Annotated in this window: 25 protein-coding genes and 2 tRNA genes; 12 read left to right on the top strand and 15 right to left on the bottom strand. The window is 62.2% G+C overall.

Annotated features, from left to right (window positions below; genetic code table 11):
• Window positions 1-35: 35 nt before the first annotated feature.
• A complete protein-coding gene (locus NKI37_RS07915; protein WP_352787244.1) occupies window positions 36-1,484 on the top strand; it encodes an aromatic amino acid lyase in 1,449 nt (482 codons plus the stop codon).
• Window positions 1,485-1,585: 101 nt separating this feature from the next.
• Here the strand turns inward: NKI37_RS07915 and NKI37_RS07910 are convergent.
• Window positions 1,586-1,670, bottom strand: a tRNA-Leu gene (locus NKI37_RS07910).
• 352 nt (window positions 1,671-2,022) lie between these two features.
• Between NKI37_RS07910 and tig the strand changes: the two genes are divergently transcribed.
• From tig to NKI37_RS07890, 4 genes are all read left to right on the top strand, one after another.
• Window positions 2,023-3,498 (top strand): trigger factor, encoded by a 1,476-nt coding sequence (gene tig / locus NKI37_RS07905; protein ID WP_023681635.1) that lies wholly within the window; start codon window positions 2,023-2,025, stop codon window positions 3,496-3,498.
• 260 nt (window positions 3,499-3,758) lie between these two features.
• A complete protein-coding gene (locus NKI37_RS07900) occupies window positions 3,759-4,139 on the top strand; it encodes a c-type cytochrome (protein ID WP_023667668.1) in 381 nt (126 codons plus the stop codon).
• A gap of 152 nt (window positions 4,140-4,291) precedes the next feature.
• A complete protein-coding gene (locus NKI37_RS07895; RefSeq protein ID WP_023807355.1) occupies window positions 4,292-5,224 on the top strand; it encodes a heme o synthase in 933 nt (310 codons plus the stop codon).
• 179 nt (window positions 5,225-5,403) lie between these two features.
• Window positions 5,404-6,225, top strand: a complete 822-nt coding sequence (locus NKI37_RS07890) for a DUF2189 domain-containing protein (RefSeq protein WP_023691119.1) — start codon at window positions 5,404-5,406, stop codon at window positions 6,223-6,225.
• Window positions 6,226-6,288: 63 nt separating this feature from the next.
• Here NKI37_RS07890 and NKI37_RS07885 read toward each other — a convergent pair whose 3' ends face one another.
• The 7 genes from NKI37_RS07885 to NKI37_RS07855 form a co-directional block, all read right to left on the bottom strand.
• Window positions 6,289-6,687 carry a cytochrome C oxidase subunit IV family protein gene (locus NKI37_RS07885; RefSeq protein WP_023667665.1) on the bottom strand — a complete coding sequence of 133 codons (399 nt, stop codon included), beginning with the start codon at window positions 6,685-6,687 and terminating at the stop codon, window positions 6,289-6,291.
• Between the two features lie 9 nt (window positions 6,688-6,696).
• Window positions 6,697-7,419, bottom strand: coding sequence for a heme-copper oxidase subunit III family protein (locus tag NKI37_RS07880; RefSeq protein ID WP_023667664.1), 723 nt, complete (start codon window positions 7,417-7,419; stop codon window positions 6,697-6,699).
• Between the two features lie 13 nt (window positions 7,420-7,432).
• Entirely contained in the window at window positions 7,433-8,137 is a 705-nt protein-coding gene (locus NKI37_RS07875) for a cytochrome c oxidase subunit 3 (RefSeq protein WP_023681632.1), read from the bottom strand.
• A complete protein-coding gene (gene ctaD / locus NKI37_RS07870; RefSeq protein WP_023681631.1) occupies window positions 8,134-9,903 on the bottom strand; it encodes a cytochrome c oxidase subunit I in 1,770 nt (589 codons plus the stop codon). The genes NKI37_RS07875 and ctaD overlap by 4 nt, the downstream gene beginning before the upstream one ends.
• Window positions 9,904-9,925: 22 nt before the next feature.
• Window positions 9,926-10,810, bottom strand: coding sequence for a cytochrome c oxidase subunit II (locus tag NKI37_RS07865; RefSeq protein ID WP_352787242.1), 885 nt, complete (start codon window positions 10,808-10,810; stop codon window positions 9,926-9,928).
• A 20-nt stretch (window positions 10,811-10,830) separates the two neighbouring features.
• A complete protein-coding gene (locus tag NKI37_RS07860; RefSeq protein WP_352787240.1) occupies window positions 10,831-11,964 on the bottom strand; it encodes a DMT family transporter in 1,134 nt (377 codons plus the stop codon).
• A 132-nt stretch (window positions 11,965-12,096) separates the two neighbouring features.
• Window positions 12,097-12,738, bottom strand: coding sequence for a glutathione S-transferase family protein (locus tag NKI37_RS07855; protein WP_352787238.1), 642 nt, complete (start codon window positions 12,736-12,738; stop codon window positions 12,097-12,099).
• A 158-nt stretch (window positions 12,739-12,896) separates the two neighbouring features.
• Between NKI37_RS07855 and NKI37_RS07850 the strand changes: the two genes are divergently transcribed.
• Window positions 12,897-13,811 (top strand): LysR family transcriptional regulator, encoded by a 915-nt coding sequence (locus tag NKI37_RS07850; RefSeq protein WP_352637905.1) that lies wholly within the window; start codon window positions 12,897-12,899, stop codon window positions 13,809-13,811.
• A gap of 25 nt (window positions 13,812-13,836) precedes the next feature.
• Here NKI37_RS07850 and NKI37_RS07845 read toward each other — a convergent pair whose 3' ends face one another.
• The 4 genes from NKI37_RS07845 to map all read right to left on the bottom strand — a co-directional run bounded on the left by NKI37_RS07845 (window position 13,837) and on the right by map (window position 16,940).
• Window positions 13,837-14,457 (bottom strand): isochorismatase family protein, encoded by a 621-nt coding sequence (locus NKI37_RS07845; RefSeq protein WP_023695467.1) that lies wholly within the window; start codon window positions 14,455-14,457, stop codon window positions 13,837-13,839.
• 172 nt (window positions 14,458-14,629) lie between these two features.
• Window positions 14,630-15,028, bottom strand: a complete 399-nt coding sequence (locus NKI37_RS07840) for a RidA family protein (RefSeq protein WP_352787236.1) — start codon at window positions 15,026-15,028, stop codon at window positions 14,630-14,632.
• A 197-nt stretch (window positions 15,029-15,225) separates the two neighbouring features.
• On the bottom strand, window positions 15,226-15,993 hold the full coding sequence (radC, locus tag NKI37_RS07835; protein ID WP_023681624.1) for a RadC family protein: 768 nt from the start codon (window positions 15,991-15,993) through the stop codon (window positions 15,226-15,228).
• 113 nt (window positions 15,994-16,106) lie between these two features.
• Window positions 16,107-16,940, bottom strand: a complete 834-nt coding sequence (gene map / locus NKI37_RS07830; RefSeq protein WP_023744793.1) for a type I methionyl aminopeptidase — start codon at window positions 16,938-16,940, stop codon at window positions 16,107-16,109.
• A gap of 279 nt (window positions 16,941-17,219) precedes the next feature.
• Here map and NKI37_RS07825 point away from each other — a divergent pair, with 279 nt between their 5' ends.
• From NKI37_RS07825 to NKI37_RS07815, 3 genes are all read left to right on the top strand, one after another.
• Window positions 17,220-17,516, top strand: coding sequence for a DUF982 domain-containing protein (locus NKI37_RS07825; protein WP_023667653.1), 297 nt, complete (start codon window positions 17,220-17,222; stop codon window positions 17,514-17,516).
• Window positions 17,517-17,663: 147 nt separating this feature from the next.
• Entirely contained in the window at window positions 17,664-17,939 is a 276-nt protein-coding gene (locus tag NKI37_RS07820) for a DUF6074 family protein (RefSeq protein WP_023681621.1), read from the top strand.
• 332 nt (window positions 17,940-18,271) lie between these two features.
• Window positions 18,272-18,940 carry a DUF2161 domain-containing phosphodiesterase gene (locus NKI37_RS07815; protein WP_023688243.1) on the top strand — a complete coding sequence of 223 codons (669 nt, stop codon included), beginning with the start codon at window positions 18,272-18,274 and terminating at the stop codon, window positions 18,938-18,940.
• 135 nt (window positions 18,941-19,075) lie between these two features.
• On the opposite strand, the gene NKI37_RS07810 is transcribed toward NKI37_RS07815, so the two are convergent.
• From NKI37_RS07810 to phaC, 3 genes are all read right to left on the bottom strand, one after another.
• Window positions 19,076-19,150, bottom strand: a tRNA-Glu gene (locus NKI37_RS07810).
• A gap of 316 nt (window positions 19,151-19,466) precedes the next feature.
• Complete coding sequence (locus NKI37_RS07805; RefSeq protein WP_352787234.1) at window positions 19,467-20,588, bottom strand: YcbK family protein; 1,122 nt, start codon at window positions 20,586-20,588, stop codon at window positions 19,467-19,469.
• A 360-nt stretch (window positions 20,589-20,948) separates the two neighbouring features.
• Complete coding sequence (gene phaC / locus NKI37_RS07800) at window positions 20,949-22,784, bottom strand: class I poly(R)-hydroxyalkanoic acid synthase (protein ID WP_023695462.1); 1,836 nt, start codon at window positions 22,782-22,784, stop codon at window positions 20,949-20,951.
• 97 nt (window positions 22,785-22,881) lie between these two features.
• Between phaC and NKI37_RS07795 the strand changes: the two genes are divergently transcribed.
• The 3 genes from NKI37_RS07795 (at window position 22,882) to NKI37_RS07785 (ending at window position 25,964) form a co-directional block, all read left to right on the top strand.
• Entirely contained in the window at window positions 22,882-23,292 is a 411-nt protein-coding gene (locus NKI37_RS07795; RefSeq protein ID WP_023681616.1) for a hypothetical protein, read from the top strand.
• Between the two features lie 90 nt (window positions 23,293-23,382).
• Window positions 23,383-24,600 carry an LL-diaminopimelate aminotransferase gene (locus tag NKI37_RS07790; protein ID WP_023681615.1) on the top strand — a complete coding sequence of 406 codons (1,218 nt, stop codon included), beginning with the start codon at window positions 23,383-23,385 and terminating at the stop codon, window positions 24,598-24,600.
• A gap of 50 nt (window positions 24,601-24,650) precedes the next feature.
• Window positions 24,651-25,964, top strand: a complete 1,314-nt coding sequence (locus tag NKI37_RS07785) for a homoserine dehydrogenase (protein ID WP_023815393.1) — start codon at window positions 24,651-24,653, stop codon at window positions 25,962-25,964.
• Window positions 25,965-26,116: the final 152 nt, after the last annotated feature.

Genomic DNA, 26,116 nt, shown 5'->3' with positions numbered 1-26,116 from the left:
GCTCCGCCCTCATGCAAACCAGACGGGCGAAGACAATGCCGATTACGGTGACGACGCGCGAAGATATCAATCTCCATGCCGTTTTGCGCGTCGCCTGGAGAAACGACACGGTCGAAATCGGCGACAAGGCCTTGCAACGCATTGCCGAATGCCGCGCCTCGTTCCTGAAACTCATTGAGTCCGATCCGCCGCCGGTCATCTACGGCGTCACCACCGCGATGGGCGAGCTGGCAAGCCGCAAGCTCGAACTTGACGAGCGCGACCGCCATGCGCGCATCAAGGCTTTTGCTGCCGCCACATCGTTCGGTGAGCCATTGCCTGAGCGCGTGGTCAGGGCGATCGTGTTGGCGCGGCTGACCAACTTTATCGAAGGCAATGCCGCGACCACGCCGCGCATCGCACGGGCGGTCGCGGCGATGCTCGACGGCGGCCCGATGCCGGTGGTGCCGTCGCAAGGGCAGGGTGGCGCCGGCGAGATCCTGGCGCTCTATCCGCTGTTTGCTGCGCTTACCGCCAGCCTTGAGCTTGAGGTGAAGGAGCGCGGTTCGCTGATCAACGGCTCGCCCTGCGCGGCGGCACTGGTGGCGGACGCAGCACTTGCCGCGCGTCGTCGCCTCGCCATGGCGCACAAGGTGTTCGCGCTGTCGATCGAAGCGTTTCGTGCGCCGCTCGAGCATTATGATGCAGCGCTCGACGGGCTCTGGGGCGACGAACACGAAGCGGCCGCCTTGCAAGGGTTGCGGCAGTTTCTGGTCGGCGCAGGGGATGGACGGCGCAATTATCAGGCGCCGGTCAGCTACCGGATCGTGCCGCGTGTGCTCGGCCATGCGCATCGGGCGCTGGCCGGCGCCGAGCAGGCGGCGACCGTATCGCTGGCCTCGATCTCGGACAATCCAGTCTATATCCCGCCCGACGCGGCGCACCCGCTGGGGCGCTGCATCTCGACCGGCAGCTATCACAATGCCATGGCGACGCCGGCGCTCGACGATCTGGCGGCGATCTGGGCCGATCTCTGCCTGCTCTGCGACCGCCACGCCTCAAAGCTGCTGAACGGCAAGGTGTCGCTGCTGCCCGACCTGTTGATGACCGGGCGGCATTGGGCCGACAGCGACGGGCACGGCAATGTCGGCTATGTGCCGATGGCGATCACCGGCTATCTCGAACAGGCCAAACTCGCGGCGCAGCGCACCTTCATTCCGGGCACCGAATCGGCCGGCGCCGGCCAGGACGACGTCGCCACCACCGCATTCTTCGCCTGGACCAAGGAAGCGACGGCCGGCCGCTGCCTCGATGCGGCAATGGCGATGCTGGCCATGATCGCCTCGCAGGCCCTGTACGTGACTGAACGCGCCGCGCCGCCGGCATTGCAGGATTTTGTCGCGGATATCAGGAAGATCGTGCCCCCGGTCGACGCCGACCGGGTGCTGGGGCCGGAGCTGGCGAAATTGGCGGAGTGGTTTACCGGTCAAGTGTTTGAAGTGTAGGCCGTCGCCGCCAGTCCTCCTACGCCACGGCTTCGGAGGACACCCTTCGCTTTATCAAGCTCCTGGGTGGCCTGCCACCCGAAGCTCGATAGAGCGAAGGGTGGTGCGGATGAAGGGACTCGAACCCCCACGCCTTTCGGCACTGGAACCTAAATCCAGGGCGTCTACCAGTTCCGCCACATCCGCATTTGTCGGCAATCCCATGTAGCCATCATTCTGTCAATGTCGGGGCGAAAATGTCTGCCGTTGGGGCGGTCATTCGCTGCAACGCGAAGATGGTTGAAAATTGGCCTCGCCTGTGACAAAAGGCGTGTCAAATGTGACGGGACGCGCCGATCCGCTTCTGCAGAATGTGATAAGAAGTAGGAAAAACAAGAACTTATTCACATCTTGGAACGCAGTTTGGAACAATTTGAGCCGTAATTTCGGTCAAATCGCCAGGTTCCGTACCAAAAGCCATTCCCGGCAAGATTGTACCGGCAGGCTGTGAACGGCAAGACGCCGTGGCAGCCTCTTTGGTGAAGATAAAGGTTTTACGATGCAGGTCACCGAAACGCTCAACTCCGGTCTCAAGCGCGAGATCAAGATCACCGTGCCGGCCGGTGATATGGAAGCCAAGCTGATGGCGCGGCTGTCCGACGCCAGGAACAAGGTCCGCATCAACGGCTTCCGTCCCGGCAAGGTGCCTGTGCAGCATTTGCGCAAGGTCTACGGCAAGTCGTTCATGGCCGAAGTGGTCAACGAAATCCTCAACGATTCGACCCGTTCGATCATCACGGGGCGCGGCGAAAAGGCCGCCATGCAGCCTGAAGTGATCATGACGGAAGACGAGAAAGAGGCCGAGAAGATCCTGGCCGGCGGCGCCGACTTCGAATTCCGCCTCAACTACGAGGTCATCCCGGCGATCGAGATCAAGGATTTCTCCGACATCAAGGTGACGCGCCAGGTATTCGAAGTGCCGGACAGCGAGATCGACGAGCAGGTCCAGCGCGTTGCCGAATCGGCGCGAAGCTTCGAGCCGAAGACCGGCAAGGCCGCCGAAGGCGATCGCGTTTCGATCGACTATGTCGGCAAGATCGACGGCGAGGCCTTTTCCGGCGGCGCCGGCACCGACCAGCCGCTGGTTCTGGGGTCCAAGGAATTCATTCCGGGCTTCGAGGACCAACTGATCGGCGCCAAGGCCGGCGACGAGAAGCAGGTCACCGTCACTTTCCCGGAAAACTACCAGGCAGCGCATCTGGCCGGCAAGGAAGCCACCTTCGACGTCACCGTCAAGGAAGTGTCCAAGCCCGGCGCGCTGGAAATCAACGACGAGATGGCCAAGAACCTCGGCTTGGAATCGCTGGAGCGCCTGCGCGACGTGGTGCGCGGCCAGATCGAGAACCAGTTCGGTTCGATGACCCGCCAGAAGGTCAAGCGCCAGCTGCTCGACCAGCTTGACGCGGCCTATTCGTTCGAGGCGCCGTCGAAGCTCGTCGATGCCGAGTTCAACAACATCTGGACCCAGGTCAACCGCGATCTCGAAGCCGCCGGCCGTACCTTCGCCGACGAGGAGACGACGGAAGAAGAGGCACGCGCCGAATATCTGCGGCTTGCCGAGCGCCGCGTGCGTCTCGGCCTGGTTTTGGCCGAGATCGGCGAGAAGGCCGGCGTCACCGTTTCCGACGAGGAACTGCAGCGCGGCCTGTTCGAGCAGGTGCGCCGCTACCCGGCCAACCAGCAGCAGGAAGCCTTCGAGTTCTATCGCAGCAATCCGGAAGCCCTGAACACGCTGCGCGCGCCGATGTTCGAGGAGAAGGTCGTCGACCATCTGCTCAGCCAGATCTCGGTCACCGACGTCAAGGTCAGCAAGGAAGAGCTGATGGCTGACGACGAAGAGGGCGATACCGCCAAGGCCAAGCCGGCGAAGAAGGCCGCTGCCAAGAAGGCCGACAAGGCTGAAAAGGCCGACGACGCGGAAGAGCCGAAGAAGAAGGCAGCCCCGAAGAAGAAGGCCGCCAAGGACGCCGAATAAGCGCCTGACGACAAGATCAGAAAAGGCCGCCCTCGAGGCGGCCTTTTTCGTTGTGGCGGATGTGCCTTGAGCCACCGCAGCCCACCTGAACCTTTGTACGGTCGACCTGTTCTACCTACCGGCCAGATTCTGTGGTACACAGGTAGCGCAATTCCATCTGGGGAGGAGCGGAGAATCTATTCTGCCGTGCAGGGCGCATGCTGGTGCTACCGGCATGTGCAGACCGTCTGAGGAAAATTTGACGATCAGGGAGGAATGCCATGCGCTTGGTTGCGTTTTTCGCCGTCGTTTCCGTTGCAACTTTCATCGCCAATCCATCGCGGGCACAGGACGCCGCGGCGGGCGAGAAGGTCTTCACCAAATGCAAGGTCTGCCACGTCGCAGACCAAGACACCAACAAGATAGGCCCTTCGTTGCATGGCGTTATCGGCCGGACGGCCGGCACGCATCCGGATTTTAAATATTCCGAAGCCATGATCGCGGCCGGCACATCCGGCGTCAAATGGGATGAGCCGACACTGACGACGTATCTTCACGACCCCAAGGCAATGGTCAAAGGGACGAAGATGGCGTTTCCCGGCCTCAAGAAGGACGAGGACGTCGCCAACGTCATCGCCTATCTGAAGCAATTTTCCCCGTAACCTGGCTCTTCGGCCGGCCAGAGCGTTTCACCGTTTCACGGAAACTGCGATCCGCTCGATCTCTTTGTTCTTACGCAATTCCGGGCGGAAAACCCCATACACTTTCCTGGAATTGCTCTAGGCTGCCCGGTTTCCATCGATGGTCGTCTCAAATGTCGGTCAAGGAAAGCCTCAAGGATACCGGCGTCCGCCTCTCGGAAGCGACGGCCAGTGATTTCTTTGCGCTCTTGAAGCCTCGGGTCATGGCCCTTGCCGTGTTTACCGCCTTCGTCGGTCTGATGGTGGCGCCCGGCGCGATGAACCCGGTCATCGCCGTGATCGCCATAGGTGCGATTGCGGTTGGAGCGGGAGCGGCCGGCGCGCTCAACATGTGGTACGACGCCGACATCGACGCGCTGATGTCGCGCACGTCAAAGCGGCCGGTTCCGTCGGGCCGCGTCACGGCCGGCGAAGCGCTCGGCTTCGGCTTGGTGCTTTCCGCACTTTCGGTCATGACGCTCGGCGTGCTGGTGGGCTGGCTTGCCGCGTCACTGCTGGCCTTCACCATCTTTTTCTACGTCGTCATCTATACGATGTGGCTGAAGCGCTCGACACCGCAGAACATCGTCATCGGCGGCGCGGCGGGTGCCCTTCCTCCGATGATCGGCTGGGCGGCGGCCACCGGCGCCATCGGCATTGAAAGCCTCATCCTGTTCCTGATCATTTTCCTGTGGACGCCGCCGCATTTCTGGGCGCTCGCACTGTTCAAGGCCGGCGACTATGCCGCTGCCGGCATCCCGATGATGCCGAACGTGGCCGGCCAGGCCTCGACCAGAAGGCAGATCTTCGCCTATTCACTGCTCCTGGCACCGATCGGAGTGCTGCCCTGGGCGTTCGGATTTACGAGCGGGGTTTATGGGATTGTTTCGGCTGCATTGGGCTCGGGTTTCATCTGGCATGCCTGGAACGCCCTGGTCATCCTCGACAAGGAGATGAAGCCGGCCAAGGCGCTGTTTGCCTATTCGATCTTCTATCTTTTCGCGATCTTTGCCGTGCTGCTTGCCGATACCATCGCGATGCGCGCGTTCATGTCAGCCGGAGGGTGACGGCATGACGCTGTGTTCGGAAACTTCGCCTTCCGGGAGCCTTTTGTAAGAACGGGCGACAAGCTCCAGTCAATGGGGTATATTGATTGCGGTGCAGGTCGCGGTTCGCGTGGCCAGTCATGCAGAACGGCAGCACCGTGATACCGCGACCTTGCCGGACCTGGTCTGGAGGAACGGGCATGACAAGTTTTCACGTGATTGCAGGCGCCAGCGAAACGCTGGAACACACCAAAATCCGAAAAATCAGTGTTTCCGATCTTTTCGATGCGCTCAAGCGCGGTGTTGACGATTTTATGGTCAAACCGTCGCACATCGTCTTTCTCTGCCTGATCTATCCGCTTGTCGGCGTGGTGCTCGCTGCCTGGACTTCGGGTGCCAATGCGTTGCCGATGTTGTTTCCGCTGGTGTCCGGCTTTGCGCTTATCGGTCCATTCGCGGCGATCGGCCTTTACGAGATCAGCCGCAGACGAGAAGCCGGGCTCGACACCTCCTGGACGCACGCGTTCGAGGTCAGGAATTCTCCGGCCCTGCCAGCCATCGCCGCAGTCGGGATCATGCTGGTTGCAATCTTCATCGCCTGGCTTTTGGCGGCGCAGGTGTTCTACGAATATCTCTTCGGCCCGGCTCCGCCTGCATCGATTTCGGGCTTCATCAATGAAATATTTGCCACCGGACGCGGCTGGTCTCTGATTGTCCTGGGGCACGCCATCGGCTTCGTCTTCGCCGCGGTGGTGTTGTGCACGACGGTTGTCGCCTTCCCATTGCTGCTCGACCGCGACGTCGGCGCCTACGAAGCCATCCACACGTCGGTGCGAGCGGTGCTGGCGAACCCGATCCCCATGGCTGTCTGGGGACTGATTGTCGCCGTCGCCCTGATCATAGGCTCGCTGCCGGTGTTTGCCGGGCTGGCGGTCGTGCTGCCGATCCTGGGTCACGCCACCTGGCATGTCTACCGCAAGGTTGTGGAGCCGCCATCGTCCCCGACGCGGGTCGGCCTCTGACCCCGCAGATCAGCTGATGGGAAGCTTCATCTCCGGTCTTTGACCGGAGATGAAGACTGTGCGTCAGGGCCCCGGTCCGAAGAAGGACAACCGGGTGAGAAGCGTGTAGTCCGCTTCGAAGAGCATCATCGCCACGAACACCAATATCAGAAGCGGCGGCAGGATGATCGCATAGGTCAGCGCCAGCCGCTCCCAGGCCATGTGCATGAACACGGCGACGATCAGCCCGGCCTTGAGGATCATGAAGATCAGGATCAGAGACCATCTGAGATAGCCGTGGATGCCGAGATAATCGACCATGTAGGAGCAGGCGCTGAGGATGAACAGCCATGCCCAGACCACCAGATAGAGCTTGATCGGATGTTCCTGATGAACCTCCGCGACGCCGGTCGATGGCCCTTCATGCGCATGATCAGAGTGCAGCGCGTGTTGCCCGAGGCCGTTTGCGGTTGCTTCAGCCATGTCAGCCTCTCACCAAAGATAGAAGAATGCGAAAATGAACACCCAGACCAGGTCGACGAAATGCCAGTAGAGCCCCATGATTTCGACGTTCTCGTAGCGACCCCTGCGGCTGGTGAAGAAGCCGGGACGACCGACGTCGTAGTCTCCACGCCAGACCTTTCGCGCCACGATGATGAGGAAGATCACCCCGATCGTCACATGCGTGCCGTGGAAGCCGGTGATCATGAAGAAAGTCGAGCCGAATTGTGCCGCGCCCCAGGGATTGCCCCACGGCCGTACCCCTTCGGTGATCAACTTGGTCCATTCGAAGGCTTGCATGCCGACGAAGGTGGCTCCTAGCGCTGCCGTCAGAAGCATGAGGATTGCGGTTTTGCGGCGGTCGCGGCGATAGCCAAAATTGACCGCCATGGCCATCGTTCCGCTGCTCGATATCAGCACGAAGGTCATGATGGCAATCAGGATCAGTGGAATGTCCGAACCGCCGATGCGAAGCGCAAAGACCTCGCTCGGATTGGGCCACGGCACACGTGTGGAGACGCGCGCGGTCATGTAGGAGAGCAGGAAGCAGCCGAAGATGAAGGTGTCGCTGAGCAGGAAGATCCACATCATGGCCTTGCCCCAGGACACGTTCTTGAACGCGCGCTGATCCGAGGACCAATCGGCGGCGATGCCTTGCCAGCCTGCGGGCCGCGTCTCCGTTTGGCCGGTATGCGTCAGTGTCGTTTCTGCCATGCTCCTCGACCTCCTAGGTCAGCAACTGCCGGCAAATATCGATGAACGTCGCGGCCCAGCCGGCTAAAAGAGCGAAGATGGCGAGCCAGACGAAAAGCAGGAAATGCCAGTACATGGCGCATAATTCGACGCTGAGGCGAAGCCGTTCCGGCCGTGCCCCGTTCCAGGCGCCGGCGGTTGTCCTGCCCAGGCCCACCAGCCCTCCCACGATATGCAGGCCGTGCATCCCGGTTATCAGGTAGAAAAAACTGTTGGCCGGATTGGAGGCCAGAAAATAGCCATCGGCGGTCAGGTCCCGCCATGCCATGAGCTGCCCGATGAGGAAGGCGATCGCGGTGAGCCCAGCCGCGGCAAGGCCGAGCCTGACCGTGTCCATCTGGCGCTTGCGCGCCGCGATCGAGGCGCATTGCAGCGCGATGCTGCTCAGCACCAGCATGCCGGTGTTGAGCCAGAGCAGGCGTGGGATGGGCAGCGGCTGCCAGTCCGACAGCGCCATACGCATGAAGTAGGCGCTGGTGAACAGCGCAAACAGGCAGCCGACCACGGCGAGGAAGACACCGAGGCCGATCTTGGCGGTCGGCAGGCTCGATCGGTCGAAGGCGACAAAATCTCCTGCCACACCTTGCTCGAGCCATGGTTTCGCCATCAGCCGCTGATGCGAGAGCCACCAGCCGGCAAAGCCGGCGATCACGAGAAGGAAGACCAGGATGACGCTCATGCCGGCTCCCTGGAGGGGCCGAACGTGCCCGGCATGTTTTGCGGAATGAAGTCCTCCTTGGCGCCCGGCACGCTGTAGTCATAGGCCCAGCGATAGACGATCGGCAGATCCTTGCCGAAATTGCCATGCGCGGGTGGTGTCTGCGGCGTTTGCCATTCGAGTGTCGTGGCCCGCCATGGATTGCCACCGGCCTCGCGCCCATGGCGGATGCTCCAGATAAGATTGAACAGGAAAACGATCTGGGCGAAGCCGACGATAAACGCCATGATGCTGATGAACGAGTTCAGGTGATGCGCCGACTCCGTCATGACCGTCACGTCGGTCAGTTCGGCATAGCGCCGCGGCACGCCCATCAGGCCGATGTAATGCATGGGAAAGAAGATCAGGTAGGCGCCGAGAAATGTGACCCAGAAATGGAACCGGCCGAGCGTCTCGTTCAGCATCCGGCCGGTGACCTTCGGGTACCAGTGGTAGATCGCGCCGAAGATGACGACGATCGGAGCAACACCCATGACCATATGGAAGTGGGCGACGACGAACATCGTGTCCGACAGCGGGACGTCGACGACGACGTTGCCGAGAAACAGCCCGGTTAACCCGCCATTGACGAAGGTGACGATGAAAGCCATGGCAAACAGCATCGGTATGGTGAGATGGATGTCGCCCCGCCACAGCGTCAGCACCCAATTGTAGACCTTGATCGCCGTCGGGATGGCGATGATCAGTGTCGTGGTGGCGAAGAAGAAGCCGAAATAGGGGTGCATGCCGCTGACATACATGTGGTGCGCCCAGACCACGAAGCTCAGCGCGCCGATGCCAACGATGGCCCAGACCATCATCCGGTAGCCAAAAATGTTCTTGCGCGCATGCGTGCTGATCAGATCGGAGACGATGCCGAAGGCCGGCAGCGCCACGATGTAGACTTCCGGGTGGCCGAAGAACCAGAACAGATGCTGGAACAGGATCGGGCTGCCGCCATTGTGCTGTAGCTGTTCCCCCATCTCGACGACCGCGGGCATGAAAAAGGAGGTTCCAAGCGCGCGGTCAAGCAGCATCATCACGCAGGCGACGAACAGCGCCGGAAAGGCGAGCAGCGCCATGACGGTGGCGGTGAAGATGCCCCAGACGGTCAGCGGCAGGCGCATCATCGTCATGCCGCGCGTGCGGGCCTGCAGCACCGTCACGACATAGTTCAGACCGCCCATGGTGAAGCCGATGATGAACAGGATCAGCGAGACGAGCATCAGGATGATGCCCCATTCCTGGCCGCCAGGTGTACCGGTCATGATGGCTTGCGGCGGATAGAGCGTCCACCCGGCACCGGTCGGTCCGCCGGGCGCAAAGAAGCTCGACACCAGCACCAGCACGGCAAGGAGGTAGATCCAGTAGCTCAGCATGTTGACATAGGGAAAGACCATGTCGCGGGCGCCGACCATCAGCGGGATCAGGTAGTTGCCGAAGCCGCCGAGGAAGAGTGCCGTGAGCAGGTAGATCACCATGATCATGCCGTGCATGGTGATGAACTGGTAGTAGGCCTCGGGGGTGATGAAATCGAACGTGCCGGGGAAGCCGAGCTGCAGCCGCATCAGCCAGGACAGCACCAGCGCGACCAGGCCGATGGCCGTTGCGGTCGCCGAATACTGGATGGCGATGACCTTGGCGTCCTGCGAGAAGACATACTTCGTCCACCAGCTGTGCGGATGGTAAAGCTCCATTTCCGCGACTTCGGCGGGCGGGACGGCATCTGCAGGCGTGATATCGACCATAGGCGGAGCACCTCCGTGCCCTTCAGCGGGACCCGACAGTTCCGAGTTTTGCCGCAACTTCTAGAGCTGACGCCGTCGCGTTGCCCGGCGCCTGTTCCACCGAGCCCGTCTGCTGCGGCGCCGACAACTGCGCGAACGTCTGCTGCTGGTCGAGCCAGGCCACATAGTCCTGCTCGGTATCGACCATGACGATGCCATGCATCATCGGGTGCCCCTGGCCGCACAGTTCGGCGCACAGAACCTGGAAGGTCCCGGTCTTGGTGGGGGTGAACCAGAAATAGGTGACCGAGCCCGGTATCATGTCCATCTTGGCGCGGAATTCCGGAACGTAGAAATCGTGCAACACATCGATCGAGCGCAGCAGCATCTTGACCGGCTTGCCGACCGGCAGATGCAGGTCGGCCGCTTCGACCACGACGTCGTCCTGGCCGCTGGGATCCTTGGCGATCACGCCCAGCGGATTTTCAGCGGTGACGTCGCGGGTGTCGGATGTGCCGAGTTTGCCGTCCTTGCCGGGCAAGCGGAAGCTCCACTGCCATTGCTGGCCGACGACTTCGACCACGGTTGCGTCGCTTGGAACGTTGACGAACCGGCTCCAGACAAACAGGCCGGGAACCAGCATGGCGGTAACACCCACTCCGGTGACGATCGTCAGCCACCATTCGAGCCGCTTGTTCTCCGGTTCGTAGGCCGCCTGGTTGCCTTCGCGGTGACGGAAGCGGAAAACGCAATAGGCCATGAATAGGACGACTGCGGCGAAGACGACGCCGGTAATCCAAAAGGTGATGATGATGGTGTTGTCGATATAGTCCCAATTCGAGGCAATCGGAGTCCACCACCATGGGCTCAGGAAGTGGAACAACACCGAGCCCACGACGATCAAAACGAGTACAACCACTATGGGCATGTCCCGTTCCTCCCGGTATTTCAGGGGGCGCGAAGCCGTCCCGGGAAAATACCAAGTGCATCATGCGTGATTTGCGATCGAAATTCTAGAGCCGGTTGTGGAAGGAGCGAAAAATTGCTTCTGCGGCGCCCGGACCTTGCTTCGTTGGTGACGCCGGAGCGACACCTGACCCCCCAAATCAGGGAGGGCAGGGGCTGGTTTGATTCGGCTTGCCTTGTTCCAGCGGGATCAAAGCGCCTTGATGATGATGCAGCCGGCCAAAAGCAGCACGACGCCGGCGAGCCGCATGCCGGAGACAAGCCGCTGCGGCAGGCGGAACCAGCGAAGGTGTCGACGAAGATGCCGGCGACCTGCTGGCCGGCCACCGTCAGGCTGACGGCAGCTGCCGCTCCGATGACGGGGATGGCGGTGAACACGGTCGTGACATAGGTGGCGCCGGCAAAACCTCCGAGCCAGCCCCACCAGGGCATCGACGACAAGCCGGCGAGGCGAGGGCGGGGCGTCTTCGTCAGGGCAAGCGCGATCAGAAGCACCGCGGCCATGGCCAGCATCGCCACCAGGAACGAGATGGTGCCGACCGCAAACGGCGCGCCGCCAAGGTCGTGCCGAAGCAAGGCGTTTACAGCGCCTTGCACCGGAAGCACGGCGCCTGCCAGCAGCGCCAGTCCGATCCACCCTGGTCTTGAGGATGCGGTATTGTCGGCCGCGCCCTTCTGTCCCAGAACGATGAGGGCAGCCCCGGCAAGCAAGACGAGCATGCCGAAGGCAGGCCCGGCTCGCAGTCCGGCTTCGGGGATCCCGAGCCAGCCGAACGTGTCGAGGGCGAAGGATGCAAGCATCTGCCCAGCGATGAAGAGCCCGACGGACACGACGGCGCCAAGGCGAGGGAACAGAAGAATGGTCGAAACGACGTAGAAGGCCGAAGCCATGCCGCCGATCGCATGCCACCATTCGGCTTGCCGAACGGCAAGCAGAGCCGGTGTCGTTCCGGTGAGGGCCGTGATCGACAACAGCACGATGGCGCCGACCGCGAGCTGAAGCGTGGTCGCGGCAAAGGGTGAGCCGACCGCCTTTGAAAGTTGGGCGTTGGCGCCAGCCTGCACTGCGAGCAGGCCACCGGCGACAAGCGCCAGAGGGATGAAGAGGATTTCCACGATTGTATTCCTTGAATGCGAGGTGCGGCGGCTAGGGCATGATCCCAAAAAGTGGGCGCCGGTTTTTGGAAAAGATCATGCTACAACAAAGGGTTAGGTCATGATGAGATTTCAACCAAATCTCATCATGATCTAAGCGGCAGCCGATGCTTCGGGCAGGGCGGGAACGGCAATGCCTCTGACAACTGCGGAGCGTCGGCCTATGGCGGCATACCAACGCGCCAGGTCTGGCGCGTCATCGAGGCTGAGTTCGAGCCTGGTGACGGCCGCGTTGATCCATGGCCATGTCATCACATCGGCGATGCCGTAGCTTTTGCCGACAATGTGCTCATGGTGCTTTAGCCGGCTATCGAGAACGCGGAAGACACGTCCGGTTTCGCGCTCAAAACGCTCGATCACGTAAGGGATTTTTTCCGGCGCGAAGATTTTGTAATTCCACAATTGGCCAAGCGTCGGGCCGACATGGGCCGCCTGGAACAAGGTCCAGGTCAGCGTATCGTCCGCGTCCTGCGCGCCCACCGGCTGAAGCTTGCCCGACCGTCGCGCCAGGTAGTGTAGGATGGCGCCGGATTCGAAGACCGTGCGGCCGGCGTCCCGGTCGACGATCACCGGGATCTTGTTGTTGGGATTGAGCGCCAGGAAATCAGGCTTGGTCTGGTCGCCCCTTTCGATGTCGACCAAGCGGACCGAGTAGGGCAGGCCGACCTCTTCCAGCATGATCGAGGCCTTGTGCCCGTTGGGTGTCTGGCAGGTGTAGAGTTCTATCGGCGTCATGGCTCTTCTCCGCGACCGTTCTTTTGTCGTCGGACTCCATATGGCGTGCGTGCATGCGCAGATCGACATGCCGATTCGCCCGCTTGCTCTGCGTTTTTGCACAGCGAAGCGTCATTTGACTCGCAGAGCGCAGCGCTTTCTTTTATCTTTCTGCAAGAATGCACAGCTCACGCGATATCGACTGGGAAGATCTGCGCATGGTGCTGGCCGTCGCCGATGGCGCTTCGCTGGCGGCGGCGGCTCGGATCCTGGGCGTGAACCACACGACTGTGCTGCGGCGCGTCAACGCCTTCGAGGCGCGGCTGGGCATCCGCCTTTTCGATCGGTTGGCGACTGGTTATGCCCTCACCCCGGGCGGCGAGGAACTGCTGGGCGCGGCACGCACAATGGCCGAGACGGTCAATGAACTGGCGCGCAAACTGTCGGGGCAGGATCTCAGGTTCGAAGGCACGTTGCGGGTCACCACCACCGACACGCTGATGGCGTCGGTGCTGCCGCCGATCCTGGCGGCGTTTCATAAGCTCCATCGCGGCATACGGGTCGAGGCGATGACGCAGAATTCCATCGCCAACCTGACGCAAAGGGATGCAGACGTGGCGATCAGGCCGGTGTCGCAACCGCAGGAAATCCTGGTGGGCCGGCGCATTTCGGGCGTCGCCTTCGCCGCCTACGCGACACGTTCCTACGCCGAAACGCTACCCCCGGAGCCGAGATTGGGTCAGCTGCGCTGGATCGCGCCCGACGACAGCCTGGCCAACACCGGCGTCGCCCGCTGGATGCGGTCGTCGCTGCCCGATGTCGAGATCGCCATGCGCGCCGATTCCCTGGTGACGATGTCGCATGCGGCGGGCGCCGGAATCGGGGTTGCGGCGCTGCCCTGTTATCTCGGCGACAGCCTGCCCGGGCTTGTAAGGGTCGGAGGGCTGATCGAGGAGATCGGCTCGGCGCTGTGGGTGCTGGTGCACGACGATTTGCGCCGCACGGCGCGCGTCCACGCCTTCACCAAATTCGTCTCCGGCGAATTGCAGCAGCGGCGCGACCTTCTTGAGGGCAGGCTCGGCGCCGGAGCTTGAGACGCACGCCAGCTGACGCTGGGGTTCAACTCCGCAACAGGTTCCCAAGCTCGGCAACCGTCATCACGCGCCCGAACACCTTGCCTATGATGTCGAGGGTTGCATTGTGCGATGCCTCGTCCAGTCCGCCATTGGCGTCGCTGATGAAAGCCACCTTGTAGTCGCGCATGAAGGCGCTCCGCGCGGTGGATTCGCAGCAGATGCTGGTCACGGTGCCGATGATGATCACCGTGTCGACCCGGCCTGCGCCACGGATGTTGCGCAACACGGTCTCGAGCTGCGTGTTGTGGAAGGCATCGTAGCGGTGCTTCTTGATGACGACATCCCCAGGCAAGGGCGCAAGCGCGGCGACGATTTCGGCGCCGGCGCTGCCTTCCCGCATGCCTTTGGTTTTCAGCTTCGGCTGATAGCTGGTTTCCAGCGGCGAGATATCGAAATGGTCGCTGAGCACATGCTGGGTGTAGATCACCGGGACGCCTTGCGCGCGGCAAAGCTCGACCACCTGCCGCATCGCCGGAATGCGATGGCGGGCCATGGCCACTTCCATGACGGCGCCCTCATCGACGAAGTCGCTTTGCATGTCGATGACCAGGAGGGCTGCGCGTGGCTTGTCGAACGGCCATGGTTCGTCGCCGGGCTGGGGCATTGCGTGTTTCCTGTTTCCGACGTTGATCAGGTGAGCAGCAGGCTCTTCATCGAGACATCGCAATTCCTGCCGATGACGATGTGATCGTGGATGGATGGAGAGATCAAGGTCGTGGCAATCTCGCAGCGAGTTCCGGGATTTGTTTGGGCGACTTGACGCGTCCTCGCTTGGCCTACGGGTCGATGACCGCGATCGCATCGATCTCTATCAGGTAGCCGGGAGACATCACTGCTATCCCGACCACCACGTTTGCTGGCTTGTGATCGCCGAACAGCTCGATCTGGGCGGCTTCGATGATCGGCACGTGTTCGTCGCGTTTGTAATCGACGATGTAGATCGTGATCTTGCAAACTTGCTCGGGCCGAGCGCCGGCGGCAGCAAGCGCACGGCCAAGATTCCCGAACGCCAGGCTCGCCTGGACTGCGAAATCACCATGGCCAACGAGCTTGCCGTGTATGTCTTCTGGCTGCTGGCCCGAGACGAACACCAGCTTGCTTCCTGTCGCAACGACGACCTGGGAGTACATTTCCGGAATCGGCAGATCATTTGGATTTATGCATTCGAGCGTCATTGAATAGATCTCCTGCAATGGCTGTCGGGAACTGGCTGCTTCGTATTCGCGGGTCTACGACATTGTCGCCGAAACGGGCGCTTCCGTCGCAATATCACTTCTACACCGCAAGCGTGGGCATTTGAGCCAAAGCGGAATGTTGCTGATTGGCTCGCGAGCGGTGGCGTTTGGGTTGACGGCGCCGGCGAGCGTCGGGCTCAGATCAGCAGGAGGCCCTTCATCGAGGCATTGCCTTTCTTGCCGATGATGATGTGGTCGTGGACGGCGATGCCGAGCGGCTTGGCGCTGTCGATGATCTGCTTGGTCATTTCAATGTCCGCACGCGATGGTGTCGGATCGCCTGACGGGTGATTATGCACCAGGATGACGGCGCTGGCCGACAGTTCGAGCGCGCGCTTGATCACTTCGCGCGGATAGACCGGCGTGTGGTCCACGGTGCCGACCTGCTGTACCTCGTCGGCGATCAGCACGTTCTTCTTGTCGAGGAACAGGATGCGGAAATGTTCGCGGTTCTCGAACGCCATCGCCGAGCGGCAGTACGCAAGAAGCTGCGTCCAGTTGGACAGCACCTCGCGGTCGCGAACCTCGGTCCGCGCCATGCGCTGCGCGGCAGCGGCAATCACCTTCAGGTCGACCGCCACGGCGGGGCCGATGCCCTTCACCTCCTGCAGCAGCGCCACCGGTGCGCCAAGCACTTCGCCAAAAGTGCCGAAGCGCGCCAAAAGCGCCTTGGCGATCGGCTTGGTGTCGACGCGCGGGATCAGTCGAAACAGCAGCAGTTCGAGAAGTTCGTAGTCGGGCAGGGCGTCCGCGCCGCCGGCAACGAAGCGCTCGCGCAATCGGTCGCGATGGCCGTGATAGTGTGGCTTCTCCGTCGATTTGTCTCTTGGTGCCTTGTCCTTCGCCGGTGGTTCAAGCCACCGCTCGGAGAAGAACCCCCGTTCGTCGTCACCGCTGTTCCCCATCCATCCCCCACACTCCCCGAAGGCTTCGACGGCAGATTAGAGCGGTAAGCAGCGCGCGGTCGAGTTTTTTCGGCGACGGCGCCTCAAAGCCGCGGCTTGAGGCGATCTTGTTTTCAGCTGACCGCAGGCAGGCCGGGGCGGTCGAGCTTGTTTGGCGACAGGGTGAAAATCTCGCAGCCAGTTTCGGTGACGCCGATCGTGTGTTCGTACTGCGCCGACAGCGAGCGGTCGCGCGTCACCGCCGTCCAGCCGTCCGACAGCACTTTCACATGCGGCCGGCCAAGATTGATCATGGGCTCGATGGTGAAGATCATGCCCGGCCGCATCTCGACGCCTTCCGAGGCGGTGCCATAGTGCAGGATGTTGGGTGCGTCGTGGAACAGCTGGCCAACGCCGTGGCCGCAGAAATCGCGCACCACCGAGCAGCGCTCGGCCTCGGCATAGGTCTGGATGGCAGCGCCGATGGCGCCGGTGCGGGCGCCGGGCCGGACCGCCGCGATGCCGCGCATCAGGCACTCGTGGGTGACTTCGAGCAGGCGTTCGGCGGCGCGCTTGATGGTGCCGACGGGATACATGCGCGAGGAATCGCCGTGCCAGCCGTCGAGGATGTAGGTGACGTCGATGTTGACGATGTCGCCATCCTTCAACGGCTTGTTGTCTGGAATGCCGTGGCAGACGACGTGGTTGATCGAGGTGCAGGACGATTTGGTGTAGCCGCGGTAGTTGAGCGTCGCCGGTAGCGCGCCTTGGTCCATGCCGAATTCGAAGACGAAACGGTCGATGGTCTCGGTGGTGACACCCGGCTGGACCATCGGCACCAGTTCATCGAGGCAGCGCGCGGTGAGATCGCAGGCCTTGCGCATGCCGGCAAATCCTTCTTCGCCGTAGAGGCGGATCTGGCCGGTGTTCCTGAGGGGTGCCGTGGCGGCGTCGAGATAGGTGACCATAGTGTCCGTTTGCCTGTAAGCGGGCGGCGCATACCAGCCCGTTAGAAAATTTCCTCAGATTTGGCACTGCAAGCCGCAAGGTTCAAGGAAGAACTGCCGGCAATGGACTGATACTGGCGATATTCCTGGCTTGCGCGGCCGCTCAGATGACATCCAGGTGCGCGATCTCCTCCGAATGCCGAGATCGCACTGACGACACATTTTCGCGCAAAAGCGGCCAAAGCAACTTTTGACGACGAACGGCGTTGCTGTGGTCGACGCCAGTTCGGGAGATATAGAATGGACAGATTGCAATTCGAGGTGCCGGTGCGCATCGCGCCCGCGCCCGGGCTGCCGGTAGAGGAAATATACAGCGTCGAACAGGCGCTGGATATCCTGCATGACTGGCCAAAGAAGCGACAGGGCAAGGTCTATGAAGCGGCGTTCAATGCCTGCTTCGGGGCCACGGTGGATGTGGTCAAGACTGAGGACGCCTGGCGCGCCTTCATGGCGTTTTGCCGGGTCAGTGGCCTGCTGGCCAGGGATATGATGGTTACGGCCAAGCGCGCCGGCGAGGCGAGGGGCCTGAGGGTCTAGAGTTCTGCTTGGCCTGGAGGCCCGGCCAACCGACTCGTTCCAATCGGCGCGGACTCCGCGGCGTTAAGGTTCCGTTTCCGACTTCACAGCTAGGCATGAGCCATAGAGCAGCGTCTGATTCGTTGCGTCGGTTTCATGGTGCAGAACATGTCTTCAGCCAATGTGCGTACCTTCCCGCTAGATCGGCAGACCGTGCTGGTGCGCGAGGTCGCCGCAAGGCTGGGCAGACTGCACGGCGACACGGCCACGTCGTTCTGGAAGGCCACGGCGCGCGAACTCCTCGACAAGGCGGTCGCGGCCGGCTGCGATGCGGCTTCGGCGGCCAACGATGTCCGCCGGTTTTTTGCCGCGGTCCAGGACGAGATGCATTTCAAGGCGGACGATGCCGCACCAGGGCAGCGCCGGACGCGCACCCGCCCCTAGCCTCAAAACACACGCGCTCATCATTGTGTGGCCAACCGTGGACCGGTCTTGGCGTCGACGGATCTCGGGTCCTACGCTGTCGATTGTGCCGTCCCAGCCACGGCGAGCGCCTTGTTGAACGCGAGACAGGCGATGAAATACTGGTCGCGCTCGGCCCTGGCGACGTCGGTCATCGCCAAGGAAATCGTCGAGCGCTATGGCGGGACCATCACGCCGGAGACCTGCCTGACGGCCGCCTTTGCAAACAGTGGGTTTCAAGGCGGCTTAGCGCAAGGCGTCGGCCTCTCGGCGATCCCTGTGCCGACCCGATCCGAATCGGCTATGCCTGCGCGATGCAGGAAACGTCTCTCTACATCCCGGTGAAGCGGTTTCTCGAGAGCCTGGAATTCACTGTCAAGGGCGAAGTCGGCCACTGCGATATCGTGGCGGTGCGCGACGGCGAGCCGCCTGTGCTGGTCATCTGCGAACTGAAATTGCAGTTCAACCTCGAACTGGTGCTGCAAGGTGTCGATCGCGCCGCGGCATGCGACGAAGTGTGGCTGGCCGCGCGCATGTCGGCGCGTGGCAAAGGCCGCGAGCACGACCGCCGTTTTCGCGCGCTGTGCCGGCGGCTCGGCTTCGGGCTTCTGGCTGTCAGCGGCAAGGGGGAGGTCGAATTGCTGCTCAGCCCGGCCGCTTTGCCGCCGCGTCGCGATCCAAAGCGGCGCTCGCGGCTGATGGAGGAACACCGGCGCCGGCGCGGCGATCCGGTGGTCGGCGGCGGTTCGCGCGCGCCGATCATGACCGCCTACCGGCAGGATGCGCTGGCCTGCGCCGCAGCCATGACCGACGGGCCGAAACGCCCGCGCGATCTGAAAGCGATTTCGCCGCGCGCGGCCAGCATCCTCTTGGACAATGTCTATGGCTGGTTCGCCAGGGCCGAGCGCGGCGTCTACGCGCTGACCGAGGGTGGCCACGCGGCGTTACAGCGCTGGCCGCAGGTAGCGCACGACCAGGGGTGAGTGGCCGGAGATTGCCGCGAGCAGGCGCCGAGGGAAACAGCCGCTGTTCGCCGTTTCAAGCGATTCGCCGCGCCACCGTTCCAGCCGCCGCTAGTTCGGCGGCTGCCGCGAGGCTTCTCGTTTTCCTCAAAGATCTGGTACGCCCAAGGGGAATCGAACCCCTGTTACCGCCGTGAAAGGGCGGTGTCCTAACCGCTAGACGATGGGCGCGCTCAGACGAAGCGGCTTATAATTGCGTTGTTGCCAACCGGCAACCCATCAGCCGCCAGATGCGGAAACTTTTTTCAAGAGGGGCGAAAACGGCCAGTTTGGTGAGCCAGCCCAGGTTTTCTGCCCTCGCGTCATTGCACATCTTTGGACGAACGCGCCGCGCAGTCGTCATCCTCGCGTCTGAGCTGCGCTCCTTGCTTCGCCATAGGATGACGAAGTCGCGGGTGCCTCGGCTAATCTCGAACGTCGCTGATAGCTAATCGGAAAAAACGGCGGGCTGCTAACAGCCCCTCGGCCCGTTTGCCGAATGGGGATGCTACCCCCGCCGGCGGCAGCGCCAATTCCAGTCGCGCTCGGGGCCGACGTCGACGTGAACGGATTCGGTATGGCAGTAGGTGCCGACGCCGCCGCGGCCGGGCATGGTTCGGATGTAGCTCGCCAGTTCCCATTTGGAGACGCCGGGAACCTGGATGTCGGCGGCGGCGCAATACATGTGCAGCGAATTCTTGGCGCCGTTGGCGCGGCGGTTGCGGGCCGGGTCGCGGTAGCCTGATGTGACCATTATCTTGCGGCCGTAATGGCCTTCGATGGTCTTCAGCACCCGCACCAGCGACGGCTTCAGGCAGGCGACGTCGACGCTCTCGTTTTGCTTCAACAGGCCGTTGGGCGCCAGCCGGGCGAGGCCGGCGGCGGAAGCCACCTGATAGGCGCCGCCCGAACCCTCGTCCTCGTTCAGGTCGACGTCGCTTTCATCGTCGAGGCCGGATTTGCGCTTGATCTCGAACAGCGCCGTCTGGCGCACGCCGGGCAGCGCATCGCTGCCGGTGATGTGGTTGCTCTCGTTGCCAAACGAGGCAAGCTGCAAGGGCTTGTCGGCCGAACTGGCTGAGGCCAACGTGATGATCGGCTTTGCCGGGGCGGCCTTCTGGGCAGCAACCGCAGGCTGTTCGCCCGAGCGCGAGTTGACCAGCGGAGCAGGTGCCGCCGAGGTTGGCGTGGTGCTGAACAGTGAGGCCAGGAAGCCCTTCTTCGGCGTGTCGATCTGCTGGGGCGCGGCGGTCACGTAGACCTCGTTGGTCGCGGGTGCCGCTGCCGTCGCTTTCGGTGCGGTCACGCCGGCATCGGCGGCGGCGATCTTCTGCGCCACGGCGTCCGTTGCGGCCGCGGTCTGTGCTGACTGCTGCAGCGACTGCGGCGTCTGGCCGACAATGGTTTCGGAGCCGGCGGGAACATTGACCGGGAAGCCGGTGCCGGGCTTGGCCACCGGCACATAGGCGACCTGCTCGGGCAGTGTCGCATCGCCCGCTGCCGTCATCATCATCTGCGGCCCGGTGGATGTGACCTGCACGGTCGAATCGCCCGGCGCCGCAGGGCTGGCGCCGGAAGCCGCGGAGATGTCAGAAGCGGTCGCGTTGTAGCCAGGCATGCCGACGGACATTGTGGGGTCGCCAGCGGAGGTGCAGGACGCCAGAAGCACGGAGAAAAGCGCTGCCGCTATAGTGCGACCTTCTCTCCCCGCGAGACGCGATCCTACTGATTTCAAAACTAAATTCCCCCTCGGTGTCCGGTCGGCCTGCTATTGGTGCGGCGTCGAAACGTTCACATCCAATAACCTTGTGTTCCCAAACCGGAAACGAGACTTGTGTCAATTCTGCAAGCCTCTGAATTATTTGCTCGTTGGAGGCCAATTGAGGCTTCTTGAAGGTTGACGACACCATTTCGCCCCGTTTTGCCGGCCCGTCAACTCACCAGACATTACATTCCGTTACACACAGGCACCTGCAAAAGGTGCCGGCCGTTACACGCGGACCTTCACATAGGTGCCGGGGGCATCACCCAGAGTTTTCATATGCTTGCCCGGTTTGCGGGCCGGAACGAGGGTGTCGTCCTGGGTTTCGATCCAGTGCTGCCAGTGCGTCCACCAGGAGCCGGGATGCTCCACCGCCGAGGCGAGCCACTGGCCAAAATCGCCCGTCGGTTTGCCGCCGGTCCAGTACTGGTATTTCTTGGCTGCCGGCGGGTTGACGACACCGGCAATGTGGCCGGAACCAGCCATCACAAACTCGACATCGCCGCCGAAATATTGCGAGCCAAGAAACACCGAAAGGGCCGGCGCGATGTGATCTTCCTTCGACGCCAGGTTGTAGACCGGGATGGTGACGTCGGCCAGCGACAAAGTGCGGCCGGCGAGTTCCATCACGCCACGCGTCAGATTGTTCTCGAGATAACAGTTGCGCAGGTAGAAGGAGTGGTTGGCGGCCGCCATGCGGGTGGAATCGGCGTTCCAGTAGAGCAGGTCGAAGGGAAGGGGATCCTTGCCGCGCATGTAATTGTTGATGACATGAGGCCAGATCAGGTCACCCGAGCGCAGCATGTTGAAGGCGGTCGCCATCTTGGTGCCGTCGAGGTAGCCCTTTTCGTTCATCGATTTCTCGACCGCTGCCACCTGGTCCTCGTCGACGAAGACTTTCAGGTCGCCGGCATGGGTGAAGTCGACCTGCGTGGTGAAGAAGGTCGCCGATTTGATGCGGTTGTCGCCTTCCTGTGCCAGCAGTGCGAGTGCGGCCGCCAGCAGCGTGCCGCCGACGCAATAGCCGATGGCGTTGACCTCTTTCTCGCCGGTCGCCTTCTCGATCGTGTCGAGGCCGTATTGCAGGCCTTCCCGTATGTAAGCTTCCCAGCCCTTGGCGCCGTGCCGCTCGTCGGGATTGATCCAGGAGATGACGAACACGGTATGGCCTTGCTCGATCGCCCAGCGGATGAAGGACTTTTGCGGGTTGAGATCGAGGATGTAGAACTTGTTGATCCAGGGCGGGCAGATCAGCAGCGGGCGCTTGAGCACCGTCTCCGTCGTCGGATCGTACTGGATGATTTCGGCGACATCGCTGCGCCCGACCACCTTGCCGGGAGATGTCGCGACGTTCTTGCCGATCTCGAAGGGCGAATAGTCAGCTTGTCTCAGCTTCAGGTCGCCCTTGCCGGCGGCGATGTCTTCGGCCAGCATCTTCATGCCGCGCACCAGGTTTTCGCCATTCGAGGCAACGGTTTCTCGAAACAGCTCCGGATTGGTCAGGATGAAGTTCGACGGCGAGATGGCATTGGACACCTGCTTGACGTAGAAGCTGGCCTTATGGCGGGTGTGATCGTCGAGGCCTTCGGCGTGCTCGACCAGGTCGGCCGCCCAGCGCGAGGTGACGAGATAGGCCTGTTTGAGGAAATCGAAGAAAGCGTTGCGACCCCATTCGGGGTCTTGAAAACGCTTGTCGCCGCGCTCGGGCTTGACCGCATCTTCGGGCGCCTCGGCATTCGGGCTAACCTTCTGGATGGCGTTGCCCCAGACCGTCATGTAGCCGGCGAACAGTCGCGTCTGCGCTTCCAGCGCGCGTTGCGGGTCGGCCAGCCAATATTCGCTGAGCTTGGAAAAGGTTTTTACCATGTCGACCACGGGTTCGGCGACATGATCGCGCACCTCGCCCTTTTCGCGCGGCTCGGCCCAGGCGGAGGCGGCTTTGCCGGCCTGCTCGACCATGCGCGCCATGTTCAACGCGAAGCGTTCCGGGTCTTTCACCAGATATTGCTCGACGGTCGAAGATTGATCATCTTCCGCTTTGCTCGAATCAGGTGTTTTGGACATGGCTCGCGGGGTTCCTCCCGAGGCGTTTTCTTGACATATTATCATGGGACATCTGACCGGGTCCAATGCGCTGTACCCCGGCTGCCAGGAAAACAATATGACGATTAACACCGGCAAGACCATTTTTTCGGGGGCAGGCCGCTTTTGCCGCGTCGCGGTTGCAATCGCCTGTCTGGCGCCCGGGCTGCTGGCGGCAAGTGGCTGCACGAGCGCCAATACCGGCAACGGGATGAATGTCGGCCTGACGCAGGGCGCGCAGGACACCGGCTCTTATCCCAATCTCAACATCCCGCCGCAGGTGGCGGCAAAGCAGCTCACCCCTGAGGAGACACAGGCCAAGCTTGCCCAGTTGAAGGGCGAACAGCAGGGGCAAGTGGCCAAGGGCGGCGGCGGTGCCCCGTCCACCAGCCCGGCGGCGCTGAACTCGCTGGCGAAGAACCATGGCAAGGACACGCTGAAGCAGATCGAAGCCAAATGCGATCCCGCCCTCGACCCTACCTGCAAATAAGGCTATATCGCGCGCCGAAAGCGGTCTTTGCCAAAGGCGCCTAGCCAAGCCAACTGTGCTAAAGCCAATCTTAAATCGTCTGGAACTGACATGGAAGAATTTCACAAGGTCCGCCGGCTTCCGCCCTACGTGTTCGAGCAGGTCAACCGGCTGAAGGCCAGCGCCCGTTCGCGCGGCGCCGACATTATCGACCTTGGCATGGGCAATCCGGACCTGCCGACGCCGAAGGCGATCGTCGACAAATTGTGCGAAGTGGTGCGCGATCCGCGCACGCATCGCTATTCCTCCTCCCGCGGCATCCCAGGTCTGCGCCGCGCCCAGGCCGCCTATTATCAGCGCCGCTTCGGCGTGAAGCTCAATCCCGACACGCAGGTGGTGGCGACGCTCGGTTCGAAGGAAGGCTTCGCCAATATGGCGCAGGCGATCACCGCGCCGGGCGACGTGATCCTGTGCCCCAACCCGACCTATCCGATCCATGCTTTCGGCTTCATCATGTCGGGCGGCGTCATCCGTTCGCTGCAGGTCGAGCCGGATGACGGCTTCATCCCGGCGCTCGAGCGCGGTGTCCGTCATTCGATCCCGAAGCCGCTGGCATTGATCCTCAACTATCCGTCGAACCCGACGGCGCTGGTCGCCTCGCTCGATTTCTACAAGGACGTGGTCGCCTTCGCCAAGAAGAACGACATCATCATCCTGTCGGACCTTGCCTATTCGGAGATCTATTTCGACGGCAATCCGCCGCCTTCGGTGCTGCAGGTGCCGGGCGCCATCGATGTCTGCGTCGAGTTCACCTCGATGTCGAAGACCTTCTCCATGCCTGGCTGGCGCATGGGCTTCGCCGTCGGCAATGAGCGGCTGATCTCGGCGTTGACGCGGGTGAAGTCCTATCTCGATTACGGCGCCTTCACGCCGATCCAGGTGGCGGCGGCGCATGCGCTGAATGGCGACGGCGCCGACATCGCCGAAGTTCGCGAGGTCTATTTGAAGCGCCGCGACGTCATGGTCGATGCCTTCAGCCGCGCCGGCTGGACCATTCCGGCACCGGCTGCCTCGATGTTCGCCTGGGCGCCGATCCCGGAGCCGTTCAAGCATCTCGGCTCGCTTGAGTTTTCCAAGCTCCTGATCGAGCACGCCGACGTGGCGGTGGCGCCGGGCATCGGCTTTGGCGAGCATGGCGACGATCATGTCCGCATCGCGCTGGTCGAGAACGAGCACCGGATCCGGCAGGCGGCGCGCAACATCAAGCGCTTCCTGGCGTCCAGCGCCAAGCAGCCGAACAATGTGGTGCCGCTCGCCGCGCATCGCTAAAGTCGCCGCACATCTTATTCGAGCAGATTTTTTGAGGGGCGTCGCCGGGCATGGCTGAAGCGTTGCGTGTTGGAATTGCGGGTCTGGGTACGGTTGGCGCCTCGGTGGCGCGCGTGCTGCGCGACAAGGCAGCGGAACTGACGCGCCAGTGCGGACGCGATGTCATCGTCACCGCTGTTTCGGCTCGCAATGCCAAGCGCGACCGTGGCGTCGACCTCAGCGCCGCCAAATGGTTCGATGATCCGGTGAAGATGGCGCAGACCGCCGACATCGACGTCTTTGTCGAGTTGATCGGCGGCGATGAAGGCCCGGCGCGTTCGTCGGTCAAGGCAGCACTTGAGGCTGGGCGCCACGTCGTCACCGCCAACAAGGCGCTGTTGGCCAAGCACGGCGTGGCGCTTGCCGAAATCGCCGAGAAGAAGGGCGTGCTGCTCAACTACGAGGCGGCAGTTGCCGGCGGCATCCCGGTCATCAAGACGATGCGCGAGGCGATGGCCGGCAATTCGGTCACCCGCGTCTTCGGCATCCTGAACGGCACCTGCAACTACATCCTGACCCGCATGGAGGCCGAGGGCATCTCCTTCGACGAGTGCCTGAAGGACGCGCAACGGCTGGGCTACGCCGAAGCCGATCCGACTTTCGATATCGAGGGCCATGACACGGCGCATAAATTGTCGATCCTGACCAGCCTGGCCTTCGGCACCAAGATCGCCGCCAACGACATCTACATGGAAGGCATTTCCAATATCAGCCAGGCCGATATCCGCGCTGCCGCCGATCTCGGCTACCGGATAAAACTGCTCGGTGTCGCGCAGCGCACCGACAGCGGCATCGAGCAGCGCGTGCACCCGACCATGGTGCCGACCGCGTCGGTGATCGCACAGGTGCATGGCGTGACCAATGCAGTGGCCATCGAAACCGACATTCTGGGCGAACTGCTGCTCTCCGGCCCGGGCGCCGGCGGCAACGCCACCGCGTCCGCCGTGGTCGGCGATATCGCCGACATCGCAAAGAGCCGGCCGGGCTTCCAGCACGGTCCGGTGTTCGGCCTGCCGGCCAAGGAACTGCGCCCCTACAAGAAGGCGCAGATGCGCAGCCATGCCGGCGGCTATTTCATCCGGCTGACCGTGCACGACCGCATCGGTGTCTTTGCCGCGATCGCCAAGCGCATGGCCGACAATGATATTTCGCTGGAATCGATCGTCCAGCATGCCGTCAGCGGCGAGACGGACGCGCAAAAGACGGTGATCCTGGTCACCCACGAGACCACGGAAGCAGCCGTGCGCAAGGCTGTCGACGGCATCACCAAGGACGGCCACCTCACAGACAAGCCGCAGGTTATCCGCATCGAGCGTGCGGGCTAGCCAAGTCATTTTTCTCCTTTAACCGATTGATGCTGCTGCTGAAAAGTGGTTCAGACGCCATAATGCTCTATCTTTTTGATTTGGAGCCGGATTGAGATTTCAGGTCGAACCCACCAATCATCATCGGGCTCGGGCGGAGGCGTGAGCCGCGA

It is taken from the genome of Mesorhizobium sp. M0626 (assembly GCF_040320665.1).
Lineage (GTDB): Bacteria > Pseudomonadota > Alphaproteobacteria > Rhizobiales > Rhizobiaceae > Mesorhizobium.
This window is presented reverse-complemented; position numbering and strand designations above follow the sequence as displayed.